Here is a 17,880-nt window from a genome sequence, read left to right on the forward strand (position 1 = left end):
TAGAACGACGGATACAGCCACACAGAGCACTGTTTCCGTACGAACGCCCCGCAATGCGTGTTTGCCTCTCCTTCACTCGATATCACAGGCGATAGCTTTATTATCGACTGAATTTATGATTTGATAACGATGGATTCAGGGGAGATTCTTCAGACGCTTGGCAATAAATACAGTGCCGAAATCCTCGACGCGACGGACGAACCGGTCTCCGCACAGGAGCTTAGCGACGAACTCGGAATCCCCATCGCGACGTGTTACCGACGGATCGATGAACTGACCGAACACGACCTCCTGGAACTACACGACAACATCCTCTCTGACGACCGCCGGCGTATCAAGGTGTACCGGCGGAACGTCGACGAGGTCCGGGTCGACTTCGATGACGAACTGACTGTTCATATCGAAGAACGGTCGGAAGTGACCAACAAACTTGACGAGGCGTGGCGGACTCTATCCGAGCGGTAGAGCAACTCTTCCCGACGTTATCACGAAAGATATTTTCGAGCGTGGATTTAATACCGGGTTCGCTGTAGCCCTGTACAGTGCTGATGATAGAACTTCTCTACGCCATATCGACACTGGTGTTCGTCGTGGCCGGACTGACAATGGTCGGGATGGCCATGCGGGCGTACGTCCAGACATCCCGGCAGGCGATGCTTCACCTCTCGGTCGGGTTCTCCTTGGCGATCGCGGGCGCAGCCGCTACGATGATTAGCGCGTTTATCAACGATTTCGAGGGAGTACGGTCGCTGCTGCTGGTCAACAGCGGTTTAACGACTTTCGGTTATCTGTTCGTGATGTACAGTCTCGTCACGTACGAGTGAGTTCTGCCGTGACCCGACCCACTATACACCAGTTGAGTGCTGATTTCTATCGTTGATAGCTACTATTGGAACTCATCAAATCTGATTCTCAGCGGCACAGTATTCTGGCCACCGTTGTTCAAGTAATTCTCACCCGTCCTGTCGGCAGAATACGTCTTCAAGCCCTCAGACGCTTATTATCAGGTCGTATAATTTGGGGGGAGGTATTATTACTAACGAAAAGAACAGTAGCGTAGGGTCAGACAGACCCGGATCAACAATGCTAACGGAACTAACGAACGACGACGACCGCGGGCAGGTCGGTATCGGCACCCTGATCGTGTTCATCGCGATGGTGCTGGTGGCGGCAATCGCTGCGGGCGTCCTCATCAACACGGCCGGCTTCCTCCAGAGCAGTGCAGAGGAAACCGGACAACAGAGCAGTGACCAAGTGACGAATCGGCTGCAGCTCGTCAATGCAGTCGGTGAAGACATCACGGATGCTGGTGTCGGTACGGTGAACCTAACGGTCAAGCGCGCCCCCGGTGCGGCTAACATCGATATCGGAAGCACGATAGCTCAGTGGGTCGACTCCTCCGGCTCGTACGATCTGACTGTCGAGGACGGCGCTGAAAGAACGGCAGACGCAGAGAACTTCGGCGTCACGCAGGTACAGGACGACGACGGCTCCATCTCTGAGAGCCAAGTGCTGAACGATCCGTCTGACCGTGCTCGGCTCCAGTTCGACACGTCCGCTATCCGCGGCAGCAATCTCGAAGAGGGTTCAACTGCAACGGTTCGCCTGAACACCCAGTCTGGCGGGACGACGACCGTCCGCCTGGTCGTTCCGGAGACCCTGTCTGGTAACTCCGCAGTCAGCCTCTAAGCTCTCGGATATTTTCGCTTCGATGCGTATCTTTTCTTACCCGCCCTGACCAGCGACGGAGTTATACGATAGCCTCACACAGTAGTACGTATGGCTCGGCGGTCAGACGAACCGAATCCGGAAGAGGGCAAGGTGCTCTCGCCCGAAGAGCTCGATATCGCCGACGACGAGCACGTCACCGAGATCGACGAGGGACGCTATGTCGTCTCGTCGGACGTCCGCACTAACGACTCCTACGGGAACCAGGTCTCGTCGGATTCGGCGTCTGAACCGTCCACAGAACCCGACCCGGAGCCGTCGACTCCTGAGTTCTCCGACGCGAACGTCCACGAGTGGCTCGCTGAACAGATGGCCGACTCGAACGCCCGGTACGGCTTCGACGTGACCGCGAAGTTCGATGGCGACGTCGACCAACAACAGCTCGCCTCTAACGACATCGTCACCGTTTTCGAGAGCTTCATGCTCTGGTACGGTCGCCAGATGGACGGGTCGACGCCGGTCGAGGAAGTGCTGGGCATTCTACTGTCGGAATCGAACGTTCCAGTTCGCTATCCGCCAGCGGTCATCAAACAGCTCGTTCGGTCGACGCAACTGACGCCCGATGATTCCATCGCTGATCTCCTACAGGCCGTCGAAGACGCCGACGGTGCCGAGTTCTGATACGGACTGCTGTACGTCATTGCCGCATCGACCGTCAGTGGTCGTGGAGTCACCGCGGTAAAGTTCAGCCGCTCGTACCACTGACGAGGGATTTAAATCCCGGCACGGCAGTGTGTAGGGTAGATCATGGGCCCGCGCCATCCGCCGACGGTCGTTGCCCTGTTCGTTCTGGTAACGCTCGTCGTGACGGGTCCGATCGTCGGCGTCGACGCCGTCAGGACACAGCCGACGACTATCGGTGACGGGACAGCATCCGTCAGTTCTGTGCAAGTGCCTACGTCAGAGATACGGATCACGGACGGTCGGTTCGGCACGAACGTTGCCTATCTCCGGGTGCCCGATGCCAGTGTGACCGTCGACTCCGTCACGGGTCGTCCGAGGCTGCTGTATCAGGTCTCGGTGCCTGCGCTCGATATCTCTCTCGAAGACGAGCGGGTCATTTCGGAAGGACAGCACGGGACGTACCGGCTCGCACCCGGTGACAGGGCAGTCGCGCCAGCATCACTGGATCGGGGCGCGTACAGGGGAACCGTCTTGCTTCGGGTCCAGAGCTTCGAAACTGCCGAGACGATCGTTGCTGAAAACGTGACGGTCCGGGTGGAGCAATGACCCGAGACGTCGAGTGGCTCACCGGCCGCTGTCGACGGTTCGGAAAGACCGTCTTCGGTGATCGCTACGGCTATGCCCTCTGGCTCGGCCTGCTCGTGACGTTCGGACTCTACTGGCGCATTGGCATCTTCATCACCGACACGTACACCACCGCCAACGCACTCGTCGCTGTCTCGAACGGGCAGTTACACATCACCGAGACGCCGTACACACTGACACTCGGGTCGCAGCCGGGCCTGCACGAATCAGGTGGGAACCTCTACGGACGAAACTACGGCCAGATACTTCTGGCTGTCCCGCTGGTCTGGGTGCTTCAAGCGCTGTCCGTACTCATCACGCCCCGGTTATTACTCCTTGGCCTCTGGTCGGGCACCGCTCTTCTTTTCGTGTCTCAGGTCGGCGAGCTCGGGCAGCGTCACACCGATACTGCCAAGCGAACGGTTCTGGGGGTCGGCAGTGGGACCGTCGCGATCCTGTTTCTGATCGGTGCGCTGACGGCGACAACGCTCCCTGACACTGGGCTCCCGATTGCTGCGTTCCAGATCTCGACGATGCTCGCGGCGGCGACGACGAGTCTCGTCATCTACCGTCTCGTCGGTATCTGGCACGACCGCTCGGTCGCACTGGCGGCTGGTGTCGCAGTCGGTATCGCCTCGTCTGTCGGGTTCTGGGCCTCGCTCCCGAAACGTCACGTCCTGGTCGGGCTGTTGATCCTGTTAACGGTGTACCTGTTCGCTCGGAGCCGAGTTGCCTATGCCGACGCCAGGTTTCGGATCGGGTTGGGCTTTCGTGCCGGGGCGTATCTGACCGCCGGACTGGTAACCTGGACCCACGCTTTCGAGGGGTTCTTTCTGGTGGTGACGCTAGCTCTTGTGGACCTTGTCACCGCCAGACGAAACTCCCTTCTGCATCTCGCTGTTGTCGGCCTCGGGCTCTTCCTCGGTTCGCTCCCGATGCTCGTGACGAACTATCTTATATCTGGTAACCCGGTCAAACCGCCGCGGTTGCTCTCCGCTGTGGGGGGTGCAAACGTCGAGTTCACACCTGATACCGGAGGCGATGCCGGAACAGGCGGCGGCAGCGGCGCTGGCGGCACTGAGGGTACGGGAACCGACGGTGGTACTGGCGGGAGTTCTGATGGCGGGACCGGTGGTAGTGGTTCCACGGGGACTGGTAGCGAGGGCGGTAATACCGGAACGCCGGTTCTGACACCGCTTCTCGGTCTGTTCGAACGGATCATGGGGCCTGCGGCACCCGCGATGACATTCGTCTCGGATGCAGTTCGAAGTGGTCTCGGCGTACTGACCACGCCGGATAGAATGTCGCAGATATTCTTCCGGAGCGGCTCCGCCCCAGGCATCAACTACGCTCCCAACTCCTACGAAGCGATTGAACTCACAATGCTTGAGTCCGTCCCGCTTTTCGGCGCGATAGCGGCGCTTCCTGTGGTCCTGGTTCGGGCAGTCAATCACCGGATACGGCGATGGAGCGTCCGACCCTCGCAGTACTCGCCCAGAACACAGACCGATATACTCGTCGCGGCCCTTGCGGGCGTCTTCACGCTCATCTATCTGAGCCGACTCCCACTGCACACACAGCTCACCGTTCGATATCTGCTGCCGACGGTCCCGCTCATCATGTACGGAGCCGTTCGGGTTCCGGCGGTCCACGAAACCGCCAGCGACGCGAAGCGGTGGCTCGCCGGCGGGTACGCTGTGAGTGCCGTCGGCGGTGTCATCCTCGGACTCGGTGCGGTCGCCGGACTCGACCTGGCGCTCGGGGAGGCGGTGCAGTTCCACGCGCTCCTCAATCTCGGTGGTGCAGCGGTCTGTGCCGGGACTGTGCTGGGCCACACACTCGTCCCCGACCGCGTTCCGTCCGGGGTCGTCGCGCTTGGCCTGGCACTCCCGGCGGGACTGACGACAGCGTACCTCCTCCTCTCGGGGCTCGTGTACTTCCAGTATGGCCCCTTCGCGCTCGATTTCGTTCGTGCTCTCGCCCCGCATCTCCCGGCGGTGTAACGGGGTTTCGGAGTCCATCGATATCACACGCGATAATTTACGGGACACCTTTATCTAACTCATCGCGATATGTAGCCTTGATAGGCATGCCAGACGTACTGATCGCCGACGATTCAGAGTTTATGCGTAACCTCCTCCGCGAGATTCTCGAAGAAGATCACGAGATCGTCGGGGAGGTCGAGAACGGTGTCGAAGCTGTCGAAGTGTTCAAAGAGAAAGGTCCGGACCTGGTGATGATGGACATCGTGATGCCCATCCGGGACGGTATCGAGGCCACGGACGAGATCAAGTCCTCTAATCCCGACGCGAACGTTATCATGTGCACAAGTGTCGGCCAGGAAGAGAAGATGAAGGAGGCGGTGAAAGCAGGGGCTGACGGGTACATCACCAAGCCGTTCCAGAAACCCAGTGTGATGGAGGCTATCGAGGACGTCGTCCCTTCATAGATGAACGTCGATATCCAGTCGCTGGGCACGTTCAACCAACTCGCTCACGAGGGGGCTGAACAGGCCACGCAGTCGATGGGCCAGATGACGGGCATCGACGCCGTCGTCGACGTGACCAAGATCACGCTGCTCGACAGAGCGGACGTCGGCGAGGAGCTGGCCGGCCGGGACTTCGTCGGCGTCCAGTTCTCCTTTGACGGCGTCCTGGAGGGGGATACGGTCCTCGCCTTCGACGTGGATAGTGCCGGGACGATCACCGAGGAGATGATGCCCGGAAGCAGCGACGACGAGGCGATGGCCAGAAGCGGCATCGAGGAGATCGGTAACATCATGATGAGCGGGTTCATCGACGGGTGGGCCGACTACGTCGGAGCGACCATCGACCACTCGCCGCCGGAGTACATCGAGGAATCAGGCGGTGACGTGCTCCCCGATGCACCCGAGAACGGCGACCATCAGCAGGTGTTCGTGTTCAAATCGGAGATCGAATGGATCGACGAGTCGGTGAACTTCTACATCTACATGCTCCCTGAGTACGAATCGCTCACGGAGATGATGGTGGAACACGTCGATACGGACGGCGACGCCATCCCCATCGACAAGCTCCAGACGTTCAACGAGATGACGACCAGCGGCACCCAGAAAGCCGCTGACAACGTCGAGATGATGACCGGCATCCCGACGGAATCGGAGGTGACGCAGATCAGCTTCGCCCCCATCGAGGACGTGCCAAAGCAGATCGGCACGGACACGTTCGTCGGGACGGTCGTCGAGTTCACCGGAACGCCCAGTGGCTACCTCATGGTGCTGTTCGACGAGGTTTCGGCCATCAACGTCGCGGAAGCGATGATGCCCATCGAGATGGACAGCGACGAGCTAACTGATCAGCACAAGGCCGCTATCGAGGAACTGGGGAACATCATGACGAGCGGGTTCGTCGACGGCTGGGCGAACGTCCTCCAGACGTCAGTCGAACACACGCCGCCGCGGCTCGTCCACGACATGGGGCAGGCGATTATGGACCCGCTGGCGGCCCAGGTCGGACAGTACCAGGAGCACGCGTTCATCATCGACTCCCAGATGCGGACCGACGACATCGAGTTCAAGGCTGAGATTCACGCCCTGCCGAACGAGAAAGAGCTTCGCGCCGCCCTCAATGACCTCGACGTCGAGCGAGCGACCGAGACGGGCGCGGACGTGGAACAGATCTTCAAATAATGAAAGTATACGATGGTAGCCAAACGGAGAGTCCCGCACAGAGTTCGCCGGAACGTATCAAAGTCGGCATCGCGGAGTACAAGGTGGCCACGGAGTCGGCGCTGCTGACTACGAGCGGACTGGGCTCCTGTATCGGAATCGCGATATACGATACCCGTAACACGGTGGCCGGGCTCGTCCACGTGATGCTCCCGTCGGCGGCTGATATCGACGGCGGCAACCGTGCGAAGTTCGCGGACACGGGCGTCGAAGCGCTCATCGAGGCCATGGCGGATGCCGGCGCGTCGACGGAGACGATGGAAGCCAAGATCGCCGGCGGGAGCGACATGCTCGATTTCTCCGAGAACGGCTCCTCTATCGGCTCGCGTAACGCCAAGAAGGTGCGCGAGACGCTGGACGAACACGGCGTTCCCGTTGTCGGCGAAGACCTGGGTGGTGACCACGGTCGGTCCGTCAAGCTCGAAGCGGACACCGGCAACTTCATTGTCAAAAGCGCGAACACGGATTCGATAACGCTGTGATGTCCACGAGCAGTACTCGCGCGTGACTCCGGGCGTCAGACGGGTGACAGCCGCTCGTCTGCCGGGGGCGCACTGCCCCTCTCTGTTCGACGACTTACTGCCCGAAATTAATCTGAAATGTAACAGGCTAGTATTTGAACCGTTAATTTACTGTATCTGAGCCGGGAAAATGGGATATTATTATCAAATATGATACGCTAAGGGGAATATTCAAGAGTAGAAACAGCGTGAGATACAAGAGATGAGTAGTCTCGCTCTCGTGCCACTGGCTCCAGCCGTCTCACCCGAACTGGTTGGACTGGCACCCGCCCTCTTCGTCCTGCTGACCGGCGGGCTAGTTGGTATGAGCATCAAGAACATGTTCGATTCGATTCTGTCGGACGACGAGAGCGGGGACGCGAGCGAGGACGGCGGTGGCGGCGAGATGGCCGACGGCGGCGGCCTGATGGCCGACGACGGCGGTGGCGGCGGTGACGACCTCGGCGGTCTCGGTGGCCTTGACGATGGCGGCGACGAAATGGGTGGGTTCGGTGACGACGAGTTCGGCGACATGGAGGACGCCAGCGGGCCCGACACTGACGAACTGGAGCACCGTCTCGACGAACTGGAAAACGAGGTCGGCAGCCTCTCGTCGACGGTCAACACGGTGCGGACGGAAAACGAGAGCATCTCCGAGTCCGTCGAAGAGACCGAGGAGAACGTCCGGAAGCTGCTCGACATCTACGAGATGGTCACCCGCGGCGTCAACCCCTTTGCAGACGATGTCGACGGTGGCATGGGCGGCATGGGCGATGCCGGTGGGGGCTCCTTCGGTCTCTTTGACGACGACGGGAGCGACGACACCGAGGAGGATATCGACGACGATGTCGCCAACGCTGATGCGGAGGGCTTTTTCGACGAAGACCTGACGGACGACGCTGGTGGTGACATGTCGATGGACGATGGCGGTGTCGACGACATGTTCCCCGACGACGGCGACGACATGGGCGGCTTCGAGGATGACGGCGGATCGTTCGACGAGGAGTTCGACGATTTCGACGACACGGAGGACGACATGAGCATGGACGATGGGATGAGCATGGATGACGGGGAGAGTATGGACGAGGACAGCGACGACGGCGACGGCGGCAAATCGTTCGCAGAGCTCAAAGACGAGTACGAGTCCGGCGACGCCGAATGGGCCGAGGGCGAGGAACCTGATGACGAAGCGGATGACGACGATGATCTGCTCGGCGAAGACGATGATGACCTGCTGGCCGACGAGGACGATGATCTGCTGGCCGAGGAGGATTCGGACGGCGATGCGGGCGGGCTGGAAGACGACGACCTCTTCGACGAGGTAATCGAGGATGACGGGAGTGACGAGGCCGAGGCGGCTATGGAAGCCGAACCAGAGCCCGAACCGGAGCCGGAGCCCGAGCCAGAACCCGAGCCCGCCGTGGAACCTGAGCCCGAACCCGAACCCGAACCTGAACCGGACCCGGAGCCAGAGCCGACCGCCACGCAAACGGACACGGCAGCCGCCGGCAGCGGCGATGAATCAACGGTAGACGACGGCTCGGATGCGGACGCGGACGACGGCGGGAAGCCGTATCTGTCGACGATGCCGGAGGGGTTCGCGGCGGACCTCATCATCGTCGAGTGGCTGGAGTTCCTGGTCCAGCACTCGGGCTACCGCGAGACGGCCCGTGCCATCGACTACTACGAGACCATCGACTGGATAGACGAGTCGGTCGCCGACCAGCTCAAGGAGTACCTCCGCGGCTTCGACGACGTGAACGACACCGGGGATGGGCTGTCCATCGACCACCACACGGAAAGCTTGCACTACATCTCTCAGCTTGACAGTGACAGCGGCGCTGACGCCGTTGCGCTCTCGAAACTGGTGGGTGGAGGTGGTTCTGATGGGATTCAGCGTTAGCGGTTCGGCGGCCATCATTTTCGTGGCCGCGTTCATCGGTTTCGGGATGTTCTACTCCGCAACCGCGAACGGCTTCGAGCGCGTCAACGACGCCCGCGAGGACCAGCGCGACCGGCTGCTCGACCAGCAGAACACCGACATCTCGCTGGTATCGGCGACGTGGAACAGCAGCGGGAACGACAACCTCGTCGTGACCGTCGACAACACCGGTTCGGAGACGCTGTCGGTCGAAGAAACCGATCTGCTGATCGACAACGACTACCGCACCGGCTATGACACGTCCATCGACGGCGACTCCTCGACGGATATCTGGGCGTCACAGGAGCGGTTAGAGATAACCGTCACCTCGCTCAGTAGCCAGCCCAACCGGGTGAAAGTCGTCACGGAGAACGGCATTGCCGAAACGATGGTGGTGAGCTAACATGGCAAGCGTCTCCGTCTCACACCTGATCCTGTTTATCGCATCGATGGCTATCGCCGCGAGCGTGGCCGGCGTCTTTACGACCAGTATCGGCGAGCTGAGCAACGCTGTCTCGGAACAAGGGCTGGACGTAAGCAGCGACGTTCGGACCGACGTGGAAATCATCTCCGACAGCGGCAGCGGCAACATCTACGACGACACTTCGGAAACAATCACCATCCACGTCAAAAACACCGGGTCGGAGACGTTGGCTCCGGTCCCCGGGCAGATAGATCTGTTCGTCGACGGCACTTTCGCCAGTGACTACACGGTGACGCTGGAGCCCGACGGCGGTGACAGCTGGCGGCCCGGTGATGTCGTCCGAGTCGAGATCAACCGTAACCTCGACAGCAATAGCGACCACCGCGTCAAACTCATCGCCAACGGCGACGAGGAGGTGTTCGAGTTCAACACATGAGTATCGCAAGTACTGACCTATTCTCGCTCGGACTGGACGATCACGACCGACTGAACAAGGAACTGGGCGGCGGTATCCCACCCGGCAGCATCATCCTCGTCGAGGGTGACTACGGGGCCGGCAAATCCGCCATGAGCCAGCGGTTCACCTACGGCCTCTGTGAAGAGGGCCACGAGGTGACCTACCTCTCGACGGAGCTCACTGTCGGGAGCTTCCTCGACCAGATGCACTCGCTGTCGTATGACATGGTCGACCACATCCTCGACGAGGACGTGCTGTTCCTGCATGCCGACATCGGCGAGTCGAACGCACTCACTGGCGGTGACGAACAGTCTGAGCGGAAAGAACTCCTCAAGCGGCTGATGGAGGCGGAAGTGATGTGGGACGCCGACGTCATCGTCATCGACACGTTCGACGCCATCCTCCGGAACGACCCCAAGTTCGAGGCCCTCGTCCGGCAAAACGAGGAGCGCCAGGCCGCACTGGAGGTCATCTCCTACTTCCGGGACGTCATCTCACAGGGCAAGTGCATCATGCTCACCGTCGACCCGTCGACGCTAGACGAGGAGGCAATCGGCCCGTTCCGGGCCATCGCCGACGTGTTCATCGAACTTGAAATGATCGAGGTCGGCAACGACGTGCGCCGGCAGGTCAACGTCCTTCGATTCGCCGGCATGGGCGAACAGGTCGGTGACACTATCGGGTTCTCGGTGCGTTCGGGAACCGGCATCGTCATCGAATCGCGCAGCGTCGCTTAGAGGTGACATAAGATATGACAGACCACGGACGTGCGAAACCGTCGGACGAACTTCGACAGATGGCAGCGCGGCGGCCCCACCTCCGGGACCACCTGAAGAAGTTCAAGCAGATCACCGGTGAGTTCCCGATGCTCATCGACGAGGCCGACGACGAGTACGAGACGAACCGGCCGAACGTGCTCTACCCGGTCGGCGGCCCCATCTTCTGTCATATCTACGGCGACGTGGGCCAGGACATGAAGTACTACGCCATCGAGCCGGAACTTGACGAGGACGAGCGGGCCGTCTTCGGAAAGGTCCGGAACCGTCTGCTCCAGCGCAGCGTCAACAAGCCCGCGCCCGAAAACGAAGCCCAGTTCGACGACCGTATCGAGGAACTCCTGCAGGAGACAACGAAGGTCCGGGACGAGGACAGCGACAGCGGCGTCCTCACGCGCCTCTCGAACCTGACCGACGTGAGTAGCGTCGAGGTCACGCAGGAGACCTACGAGAACATCCTCTACCGGCTGAACCGCGACATCGTCGGCCTCGGCCCGCTCGAACCGGTCATGCGCGATCCGGCCAACGAGGACATTCACGTCATCGGCCGCAGCGAGTGCCACGTCGATCACGGGGTCTACGGCATGCTCGAAACCACTGTCGAGTGGGAGACCGAGGAGTCGTTCGACCAGTGGCTCCGCAACATGGGCGAGCGGATGGGCGACCCGGTCTCCGACTCGGACCCCATCGTCGACTCGACGCTCCCGGACGGGTCGCGTCTGAACCTCATCTACTCCGACGACGTGAGCCTGAAGGGCCCCTCGCTCACTATCCGTCAGGGCGACGACGTTCCGCTGTCTATCTTCCAGATTACCAAGTGGATGACGCTGTCGCCGCAACTGGCCGCGTATCTCTGGCTCTGTCTGGAGAACGAGCAGACGGTGTTCGTGGTCGGGGAGACGGCGTCCGGGAAGACGACGACGCTGAACGCGATAACCTCGTTCATCCCCGACGACGCGAAGATCTACACCGCGGAGGACACCGCCGAGGTGCTGCCCCCGCACAACACCTGGCAGCAACTCCTCACTCGTGAGGGCGAAGACGAGGGGACCAGCATCGACATGTTCGACCTGGTCGCGGCCGCACTGCGTTCCCGCCCCGACTACATCATCGTCGGGGAGGTTCGTGGTGAGGAGGGGCGGATGGCGTTCCAGGCCGCCCAGACCGGCCACCCGGTGATGCTGACCTTCCACGCGAGCGACATCGTCTCCATGATTCAGCGCTTCACCGGCGAACCGATCAATGTCCCCGAGACGTTCATGGACGTGGCCGACGTGGCGCTGTTCCAGAACCGCGTCAAGCAGGGCGACCAGGTCCTTCGCCGCGTGACGAGCGTTCAGGAGATCGAGGGGTACTCGAAGGAGATGGACGGTGTCGTCACCCGGCAGGTGTTCAACTGGGACCCCGTCGAGGACGAGATCATCTTCCAGGGGATGAACAACTCCTTCGTCCTCGAAGAGCAGATCGCGACCCTCCTGGGGTACGAGGACACGCGTGACATCTACGACGACCTCGAGTTCCGCGCGAACCTCATCGAGCGGGCTATCCAGGAGGGGATTCTTGGGTATCACGAAGTCAACGACTTCATCTCGGACTTCCAGCGCGACGGCGTCGAAGGGATTCCGTTCAACATGGCCAGGCCGGACTAACGATGGCACAGGGTGAAGCCGAGAGCGACCTCGACCTGACGATCTCTGAGACCATACAGTCGCTTGTCGAGTCCTACCGCCAGATGTCGATCCCGCTAGAGCGGTATCTCTTCCTCATCCTGCTGCCGGCCGTCGCCTTCTTCATCATCTCCACGATTGTCGCCTTCCTGCTTGACGTCCCGTTCGCGATCCGTGCTCCTATCCCGTTGCTCGGATTCCTGGTGATGGGGTCGGCAGTTTTCTACCCAAAAATCTTGCTGAGCCAGCGCAAACGCGAACTCAACAATCGGTTTCATCTGCTTATCACGCACATGACCGTGCTGGCGACGACGAAGATCGACCGGATGGAGGTGTTCCGAACGCTGGCCGAGGAAGACGAGTACGGCGAACTCGCGATGGAGATGCACCGAATCGTCCAGCTGGTCGACACCTGGAACCTGAGCCTCGACGACGCCTGCCGTCGCCGCGCCAAACAGGTCCCGAGCCGCGCGGTTTCGGACTTCTTCGACCGCCTCGCGTACACGCTCGGCGCGGGCCAGGGACTCGACGACTACCTCCTGACCGAACAGGAGCAGATCATCCAGCACTACTCGACGGTGTACAAGAGCTCACTCGACAGCCTGGAAGTGATGAAGGACCTCTACCTGTCGATGATCCTGTCGATGACGTTCGCGCTGGTGTTCGCCGTCGTCCTCCCGGTGCTGACCGGGACGAACCCGACGATGACCGTCAGCGCCGTCATCGTGATGTTCGTGTTCGTCCAGACCGGGTTCTACCTCGCCATCCGCTCGATGGCCCCTTACGACCCGGTGTGGTTCCACCCGGTCGACTACCCCTCGCCGATTGAGTCCAAGCTCAATAAATCGATGGCCGCCGGCGTGGGGCTGTCGATGGTGCTCGTGTTCATCACGCTGGGCGGGATGCTCGGGATCTCGCCGATCACGCTGAACGACCTCTTCTTCATGTTCGATTCGGTGCCGCTGCCCCTCTATGCCGCCGCGCCGATCACGCCGATGCTCATCCCCGGCATCGTCTTCCGGCAGGAGGAACAGCGCATCAAGGACCGGGATTCGGAGTTCCCGAACTTCATCCGTGCGCTCGGGGCGACCGAGGGCGCGAAGCAGTCGACGACCGGTGCGGTGCTTCGTACCCTCCGGAAGAAGGACTTCGGCGCGCTCTCGCCCAACATCGACAACCTCTACAAGCGATTGAACATGCGGATCGAGCCGACGTCCGCCTGGCGGTTCTTCACCGCAGACTGTCGCTCCTACCTCATTCAGACCTTCTCCGAGATGTACCTCATCGGCCGCGAGATGGGTGGGTCGCCGAAGCAACTGGGCGAGCTCATCTCCGAGAACATGAACCAGGTGCTGCAACTCCGTCAGAAGCGCAAGCAAGCGGCGACGACCCTCGTTGGCCTCCTCTACGGGATGACCGCTGCATCGACCTTCGCCTTCTTCATCGGCCTGCAGGTCGTCAACATCCTCGCCGACATGTCGCTCAACCTGAGCACTGGGAGCCGGCTCGACGCCGCGTCGCTCATCAACACCAGCGTCTACAACATCCCGCTTATCGAGTTCCTGCTCATCATCATTATCATGTTCGGCGCGATGCTGTCCTCGCTGATGATTCGGACCGTCGACGGCGGCCACAACGCCAACACCTACATGCACTTCGTGATTCTGTCCTGGATCGGCGCTGTTACCGGGACGTTTACCAAGTGGCTGGTGTCGCAGTTCCTCTCAATCTAAATTTTTACTTCGGGGGGTGTCCTCGGCCGCTTCGCGGCCTGTGGGCACCCCCACTCGCAAAAATTTAGTACAAAAACGACCTCCGAGTCGCGGCCGGGGGCCGCGCTCGGAGTGAAACCGCTCGCTCCGCTCGCGGTACATCATCAGCACAGCCTCGGCAGACCTGCCCTTCCCCGGGTCGCGCCACGCAGGGCACTCCCGGCCCGCTGCACCGCGATACTTGCTCCCGGCCCACAGCACCGCAGTCCCGCGACGCTACCCCTCGAAGCCGTCTTCCCAGCGGAATAGGCCGTCTTTCTGGACGACTTCGCCGTCGACTTCGAGCCGCGACCCCTCGCCCATCGTCGTGATGAGGTCTTCGTGGACGGCGCTGTCGTTGCCCGATTCGCCCTCCGGCAGGCAGGCGTCGTACGCGCGCCCGAGCGCGAGGTGGACCGTCCCGCCCATCTTCTCGTCGAAGAGGATGTTGTCGGTGACGCGGTCGACGCCGCGGTTCATCCCGATGCCGAGTTCGCCCAGTTGGCGGGAACCGCCGTCGGTCCCGATGATATCGTCGATGACCGACTCCCCCTGTTCGGCCGACCAGTCGACGACGACGCCGTCTTTGAACGTCATCTCGACGTTTTTCACCCGGCGGCCCTGGATGGTCATCGGCACGTCGAAGGTGACGACGCCGGCGGTGTCGTAGGGCGCGGTGAACACCTCGCCGGAGGGGAGGTTGTGCGAGTCGTAGGCCACGCTGGCGGCGGAGTTGACGGCGACCCGGCCGTCGATGAACAGCGTGATGTCCGTCCCATCGGCGACGATACGGACCTCCTCGCCGTCGTCGAGGATCCCCTTCAACTGGGCCTGCTCTTCCGCCAGCGCCTCCCAGTCCCGTAGTGTCGCGTCGTAGACGAAGTCCTCGTAGTCGGCGTAGGCCATCCCGGCCTGCTGGGCCATCGCCCGCGTCGGGTGCTGGGTCGACACCCAGTCGGTATCCAGTCGGGCCTCCCTGATCTCTTGTCGGGCCGTCGAGTACGCTTGCCGCTGGTCGCTGTCCATGTCGGCCGTCTCGGTGGTGTTTCTCGACCCCTTCAGGAACAGCACGCTGTCGGCCCGTTCGTACAGCGCCAGTTCGTACTCGGGGTCCTCGGGAAATGACCCGTCGTGGGCCTGCAGGTAGGCCCGCGTGAGTTCGTCCGACTGGTACGTCGACAGGAGGTTCGCGCCGCGGTCGCCGAGCTGCTCGGCCACGGCGACTGCGAGGTCGTGGGCCCCGTCCTCGACGGCCACGACCACGTCGTCGCCCGCGTCGATGCGAGCGCTCCAGTCGACGAGAATCCGGGCGTGTTCGCGTATGCGGTCGTCCATATTCCCACCAGGAGTGGCCGGAACAAAACGGCGATGGTCCCCGAATTATCACGGATGATGTGATTGTATTCCGTAGATTTTTTGCGTTCCAGAACTGGACTACTCAGTGCAGTACGGGACAGCATTCGTGGCAATCACTCGCTCCCCACGACCGCTTCCGAGACAGCCGGTTGGTGACGGCGCCATGACTGACGACGGCACGGGTGGTGTCCGTGCTACGCTTTTCCGGATACTGCCGGCTGTACTCACGTGAGGAAAATGCCTCGGGGTGGTAGATATCTACACCGAGGGACAGCCGGCAGTACGACGAACCGCAACCCCTACCTGTTCGGTCGGCGACCCCCCGGTATGGAACTTGGCGTCATCGGACTCGGACGTATGGGCCGCATCGTCGTCGACCGCGTACTCGAAGCCGGCCACGAGGTCGTCGTCTTCGATATCGACGAGGAGAGCGTCGCCGAGGCGGCCGACGCCGGGGCTCGACCGGCGTCCTCAATCGAGGATCTCGCCGAACAGCTCGGCCCGGAGAAGCGCATCTGGCTGATGGTCCCGGCCGGTGACCCGGTCGACGCCGCGCTGGACGAGTTGGCTCCGACACTCGACGGCGACGACGTCGTGGTCGACGGCGGGAACTCTTACTTCGAGGACTCGGTCCGCCGCGCCGAGTCGACTGACGCCGCGTACCTCGACTGTGGCACCTCCGGCGGGCCGGCCGGTGCGGAACTGGGCTTCTCGCTGATGGTCGGCGGCCCGCAGTGGGCCTACGACGAACTGGTCCCCGTCTTCGACGCCGTCGCGACCGGCCCCGATGGTCACGACCGCATGGGGCCAGCCGGCTCCGGTCACTACGTCAAGATGGTTCACAACGGCGTCGAGTACGCGCTGATGCAGACCTACGGCGAGGGCTTCGAACTACTGGCTAACGGCCGGTACGACCTCGATCTGGAATCGGTCGCAAACACCTGGAACAACGGGGCCGTCATCCGCTCGTGGCTGCTGGAACTCTGCGAGGAGGCGTTCCGCGAGGAGGGCAACGACCTCGGCGACGTCGCTGACCGCGTCGAGGGCGGATCGACCGGCACCTGGACCGTTCAGGAGGCGCTCGAACAGGAGGTCCCGGTGCCGCTCATCTACCAGGCGCTGGCCGAGCGGTTCGGTTCGCGGGCCGACGACGGTCGGTTCTCGCGCCGCCTCGCCAGCCGACTCCGGTACGGCTTCGGTCGCCACGACGTTCCGCGCCGGGAATAGGAATACGACCGATAGCGGATAGCTTCCTGTGCTCCCGTTCGGGGTAGAGGGCTGCTCCGTCAAGCGGTGTCGGCGGTATTCGAGCGCTGAAACAACAGCTAATTAAACCAGTATTCCATAGCCGTGCACATGGTAGAACTCGTTGGACTCGCCGCCGGGGGCACGCTCACCCTGTTGGTGGTCGCGCTCCACTACGCCAAAGGGACCGGTTGGGAGGCACCGGAAGACATCTCTCAGGAGGTTCTCGAGCAGCGGGCCGCGACGGTCCCCGAGACGGACTTTCCGGAGCCGTACAACCGCTCTATCGGTGGTGGCGGTGCCACCGCGATTCCGGCTGGTGAGGCCGAAGGCGAACTCGGCGAAGGTGAAGAGGCCGAGGAAGAAGACGAAGGCTTCGACCCCGACGATATCGCCGACGACGACGTCGAGTACTACGAGATCGAATTCGCCAAGGAGGGCGAGACAATCGAAGTCGCCAACAACGAGACGATTCTGGACGCCGGCGAAGAGGAGGGTTGGGACCTCCCCTACGCCTGCCGCGAGGGCCAGTGTATCTCCTGTGCCGGCCACATCGAGGACGGCCCGGCGACGGACTACATCCGCCACAGCAACAACGACTCGCTGATGGACGACGACATGGAGGAAGGGTACTGCCTGACCTGTGTCGCCTATCCGACCAGCGAGTTCACCATCGAGACCGGCGAGTCGCCCTGACGCTGGGGTTCACAACCGTTAAGACGGACAGTCTGATAGCACCTTTTGTGGGCGGCTAGTTCAGCGGACAGAACGCCTGGTTCCGGACCAGATGGTCGGGGGTTCAAATCCCTCGCCGCCCGTGATTCTGGCGACGAACGGACATGAGGAGTCGAATCTCGAACCGAAGAGTGATTTGAACCCTGACAGTCGCGCGCAGCGGAGCGAGCACGTCTGGTTTCGGTTCAAATCCCTCGCCGCCCGCCATTCCGCGAGGCACAGACGTGACGAGCGAATAGCAGCACAAGAGCGGTTTGAGCCCTGCCAGATGCGCCCAACAGAGTGAGCACATCTGGATCAAGTCCATAGGCGCATTTCCGAATACATATTCAGATTTTGGTTCGACTAGGACAAAGCTAGGGAAAA

Annotated in this window: 18 protein-coding genes and 1 tRNA gene; 18 read left to right on the forward strand and 1 reads right to left on the reverse strand. The window is 61.5% G+C overall.

Annotation, left to right across the window (positions count from 1 at the left end; translation table 11 throughout):
* The first annotated feature begins 129 nt into the window (after positions 1-129).
* From ACOZ4H_RS04090 to flaJ, 15 genes are all read left to right on the forward strand, one after another.
* The gene (locus ACOZ4H_RS04090) at positions 130-465 is read left to right on the forward strand and encodes an ArsR/SmtB family transcription factor (RefSeq protein ID WP_004515272.1); all 336 of its coding nucleotides are present in this window, start codon (positions 130-132) and stop codon (positions 463-465) included.
* An 83-nt stretch (positions 466-548) separates the two neighbouring features.
* On the forward strand, positions 549-824 hold the full coding sequence (locus ACOZ4H_RS04095) for a DUF7521 family protein (protein WP_008307830.1): 276 nt from the start codon (positions 549-551) through the stop codon (positions 822-824).
* Between the two features lie 259 nt (positions 825-1,083).
* A complete protein-coding gene (locus ACOZ4H_RS04100; RefSeq protein ID WP_424328094.1) occupies positions 1,084-1,689 on the forward strand; it encodes an archaellin/type IV pilin N-terminal domain-containing protein in 606 nt (201 codons plus the stop codon).
* A 90-nt stretch (positions 1,690-1,779) separates the two neighbouring features.
* Complete coding sequence (locus ACOZ4H_RS04105) at positions 1,780-2,349, forward strand: DUF7500 family protein (protein ID WP_424328095.1); 570 nt, start codon at positions 1,780-1,782, stop codon at positions 2,347-2,349.
* 126 nt (positions 2,350-2,475) lie between these two features.
* A complete protein-coding gene (locus ACOZ4H_RS04110) occupies positions 2,476-2,958 on the forward strand; it encodes a hypothetical protein (RefSeq protein ID WP_424328096.1) in 483 nt (160 codons plus the stop codon).
* Positions 2,955-4,979: a hypothetical protein gene (locus ACOZ4H_RS04115; protein WP_424328097.1), complete on the forward strand. Its 2,025-nt coding sequence runs from the start codon at positions 2,955-2,957 to the stop codon at positions 4,977-4,979. The genes ACOZ4H_RS04110 and ACOZ4H_RS04115 overlap by 4 nt, the downstream gene beginning before the upstream one ends.
* Before the next feature lie 86 nt (positions 4,980-5,065).
* A complete protein-coding gene (gene cheY / locus ACOZ4H_RS04120; protein WP_424328098.1) occupies positions 5,066-5,425 on the forward strand; it encodes a chemotaxis protein CheY in 360 nt (119 codons plus the stop codon).
* Entirely contained in the window at positions 5,426-6,643 is a 1,218-nt protein-coding gene (locus ACOZ4H_RS04125) for a chemotaxis protein CheC (protein ID WP_424328099.1), read from the forward strand.
* Positions 6,643-7,164 (forward strand): chemotaxis protein CheD, encoded by a 522-nt coding sequence (locus tag ACOZ4H_RS04130; RefSeq protein ID WP_424328100.1) that lies wholly within the window; start codon positions 6,643-6,645, stop codon positions 7,162-7,164. The genes ACOZ4H_RS04125 and ACOZ4H_RS04130 overlap by 1 nt, the downstream gene beginning before the upstream one ends.
* Positions 7,165-7,405: 241 nt before the next feature.
* Positions 7,406-9,085: a FlaD/FlaE family flagellar protein gene (locus ACOZ4H_RS04135; RefSeq protein WP_424328101.1), complete on the forward strand. Its 1,680-nt coding sequence runs from the start codon at positions 7,406-7,408 to the stop codon at positions 9,083-9,085.
* Positions 9,069-9,506: a flagellin gene (locus ACOZ4H_RS04140; RefSeq protein ID WP_424328102.1), complete on the forward strand. Its 438-nt coding sequence runs from the start codon at positions 9,069-9,071 to the stop codon at positions 9,504-9,506. The genes ACOZ4H_RS04135 and ACOZ4H_RS04140 overlap by 17 nt, the downstream gene beginning before the upstream one ends.
* Position 9,507: 1 nt before the next feature.
* Positions 9,508-9,963 (forward strand): CARDB domain-containing protein, encoded by a 456-nt coding sequence (locus ACOZ4H_RS04145; RefSeq protein ID WP_424328103.1) that lies wholly within the window; start codon positions 9,508-9,510, stop codon positions 9,961-9,963.
* Positions 9,960-10,721 (forward strand): ATPase domain-containing protein, encoded by a 762-nt coding sequence (locus tag ACOZ4H_RS04150; RefSeq protein ID WP_424328104.1) that lies wholly within the window; start codon positions 9,960-9,962, stop codon positions 10,719-10,721. The genes ACOZ4H_RS04145 and ACOZ4H_RS04150 overlap by 4 nt, the downstream gene beginning before the upstream one ends.
* A 14-nt stretch (positions 10,722-10,735) precedes the next feature.
* Entirely contained in the window at positions 10,736-12,409 is a 1,674-nt protein-coding gene (locus ACOZ4H_RS04155; protein WP_424328105.1) for a type II/IV secretion system ATPase subunit, read from the forward strand.
* 2 nt (positions 12,410-12,411) lie between these two features.
* Positions 12,412-14,160: an archaellar assembly protein FlaJ gene (gene flaJ, locus ACOZ4H_RS04160; RefSeq protein ID WP_424328106.1), complete on the forward strand. Its 1,749-nt coding sequence runs from the start codon at positions 12,412-12,414 to the stop codon at positions 14,158-14,160.
* A 255-nt stretch (positions 14,161-14,415) separates the two neighbouring features.
* Here the strand turns inward: flaJ and ACOZ4H_RS04165 are convergent, their stop codons facing one another.
* Entirely contained in the window at positions 14,416-15,513 is a 1,098-nt protein-coding gene (locus ACOZ4H_RS04165; protein ID WP_424328107.1) for an aminopeptidase, read from the reverse strand.
* Between the two features lie 258 nt (positions 15,514-15,771).
* On the opposite strand from ACOZ4H_RS04165, the gene gnd reads away from it, so the two are divergent.
* The 3 genes from gnd to ACOZ4H_RS04180 all read left to right on the forward strand — a co-directional run bounded on the left by gnd (position 15,772) and on the right by ACOZ4H_RS04180 (position 17,597).
* Positions 15,772-16,761 carry a phosphogluconate dehydrogenase (NAD(+)-dependent, decarboxylating) gene (gene gnd / locus ACOZ4H_RS04170; RefSeq protein ID WP_424328108.1) on the forward strand — a complete coding sequence of 330 codons (990 nt, stop codon included), beginning with the start codon at positions 15,772-15,774 and terminating at the stop codon, positions 16,759-16,761.
* Positions 16,762-16,890: 129 nt separating this feature from the next.
* Positions 16,891-17,475: a 2Fe-2S iron-sulfur cluster-binding protein gene (locus ACOZ4H_RS04175; protein WP_424328109.1), complete on the forward strand. Its 585-nt coding sequence runs from the start codon at positions 16,891-16,893 to the stop codon at positions 17,473-17,475.
* A 49-nt stretch (positions 17,476-17,524) separates the two neighbouring features.
* Positions 17,525-17,597 (forward strand) — tRNA-Arg (locus ACOZ4H_RS04180).
* The last annotated feature ends 283 nt before the right edge of the window (positions 17,598-17,880 follow it).

This window comes from Haloarcula amylolytica, from assembly GCF_049705545.1.
In the GTDB taxonomy this organism is placed as follows: Archaea; Halobacteriota; Halobacteria; order Halobacteriales; family Haloarculaceae; genus Haloarcula; species Haloarcula amylolytica_B.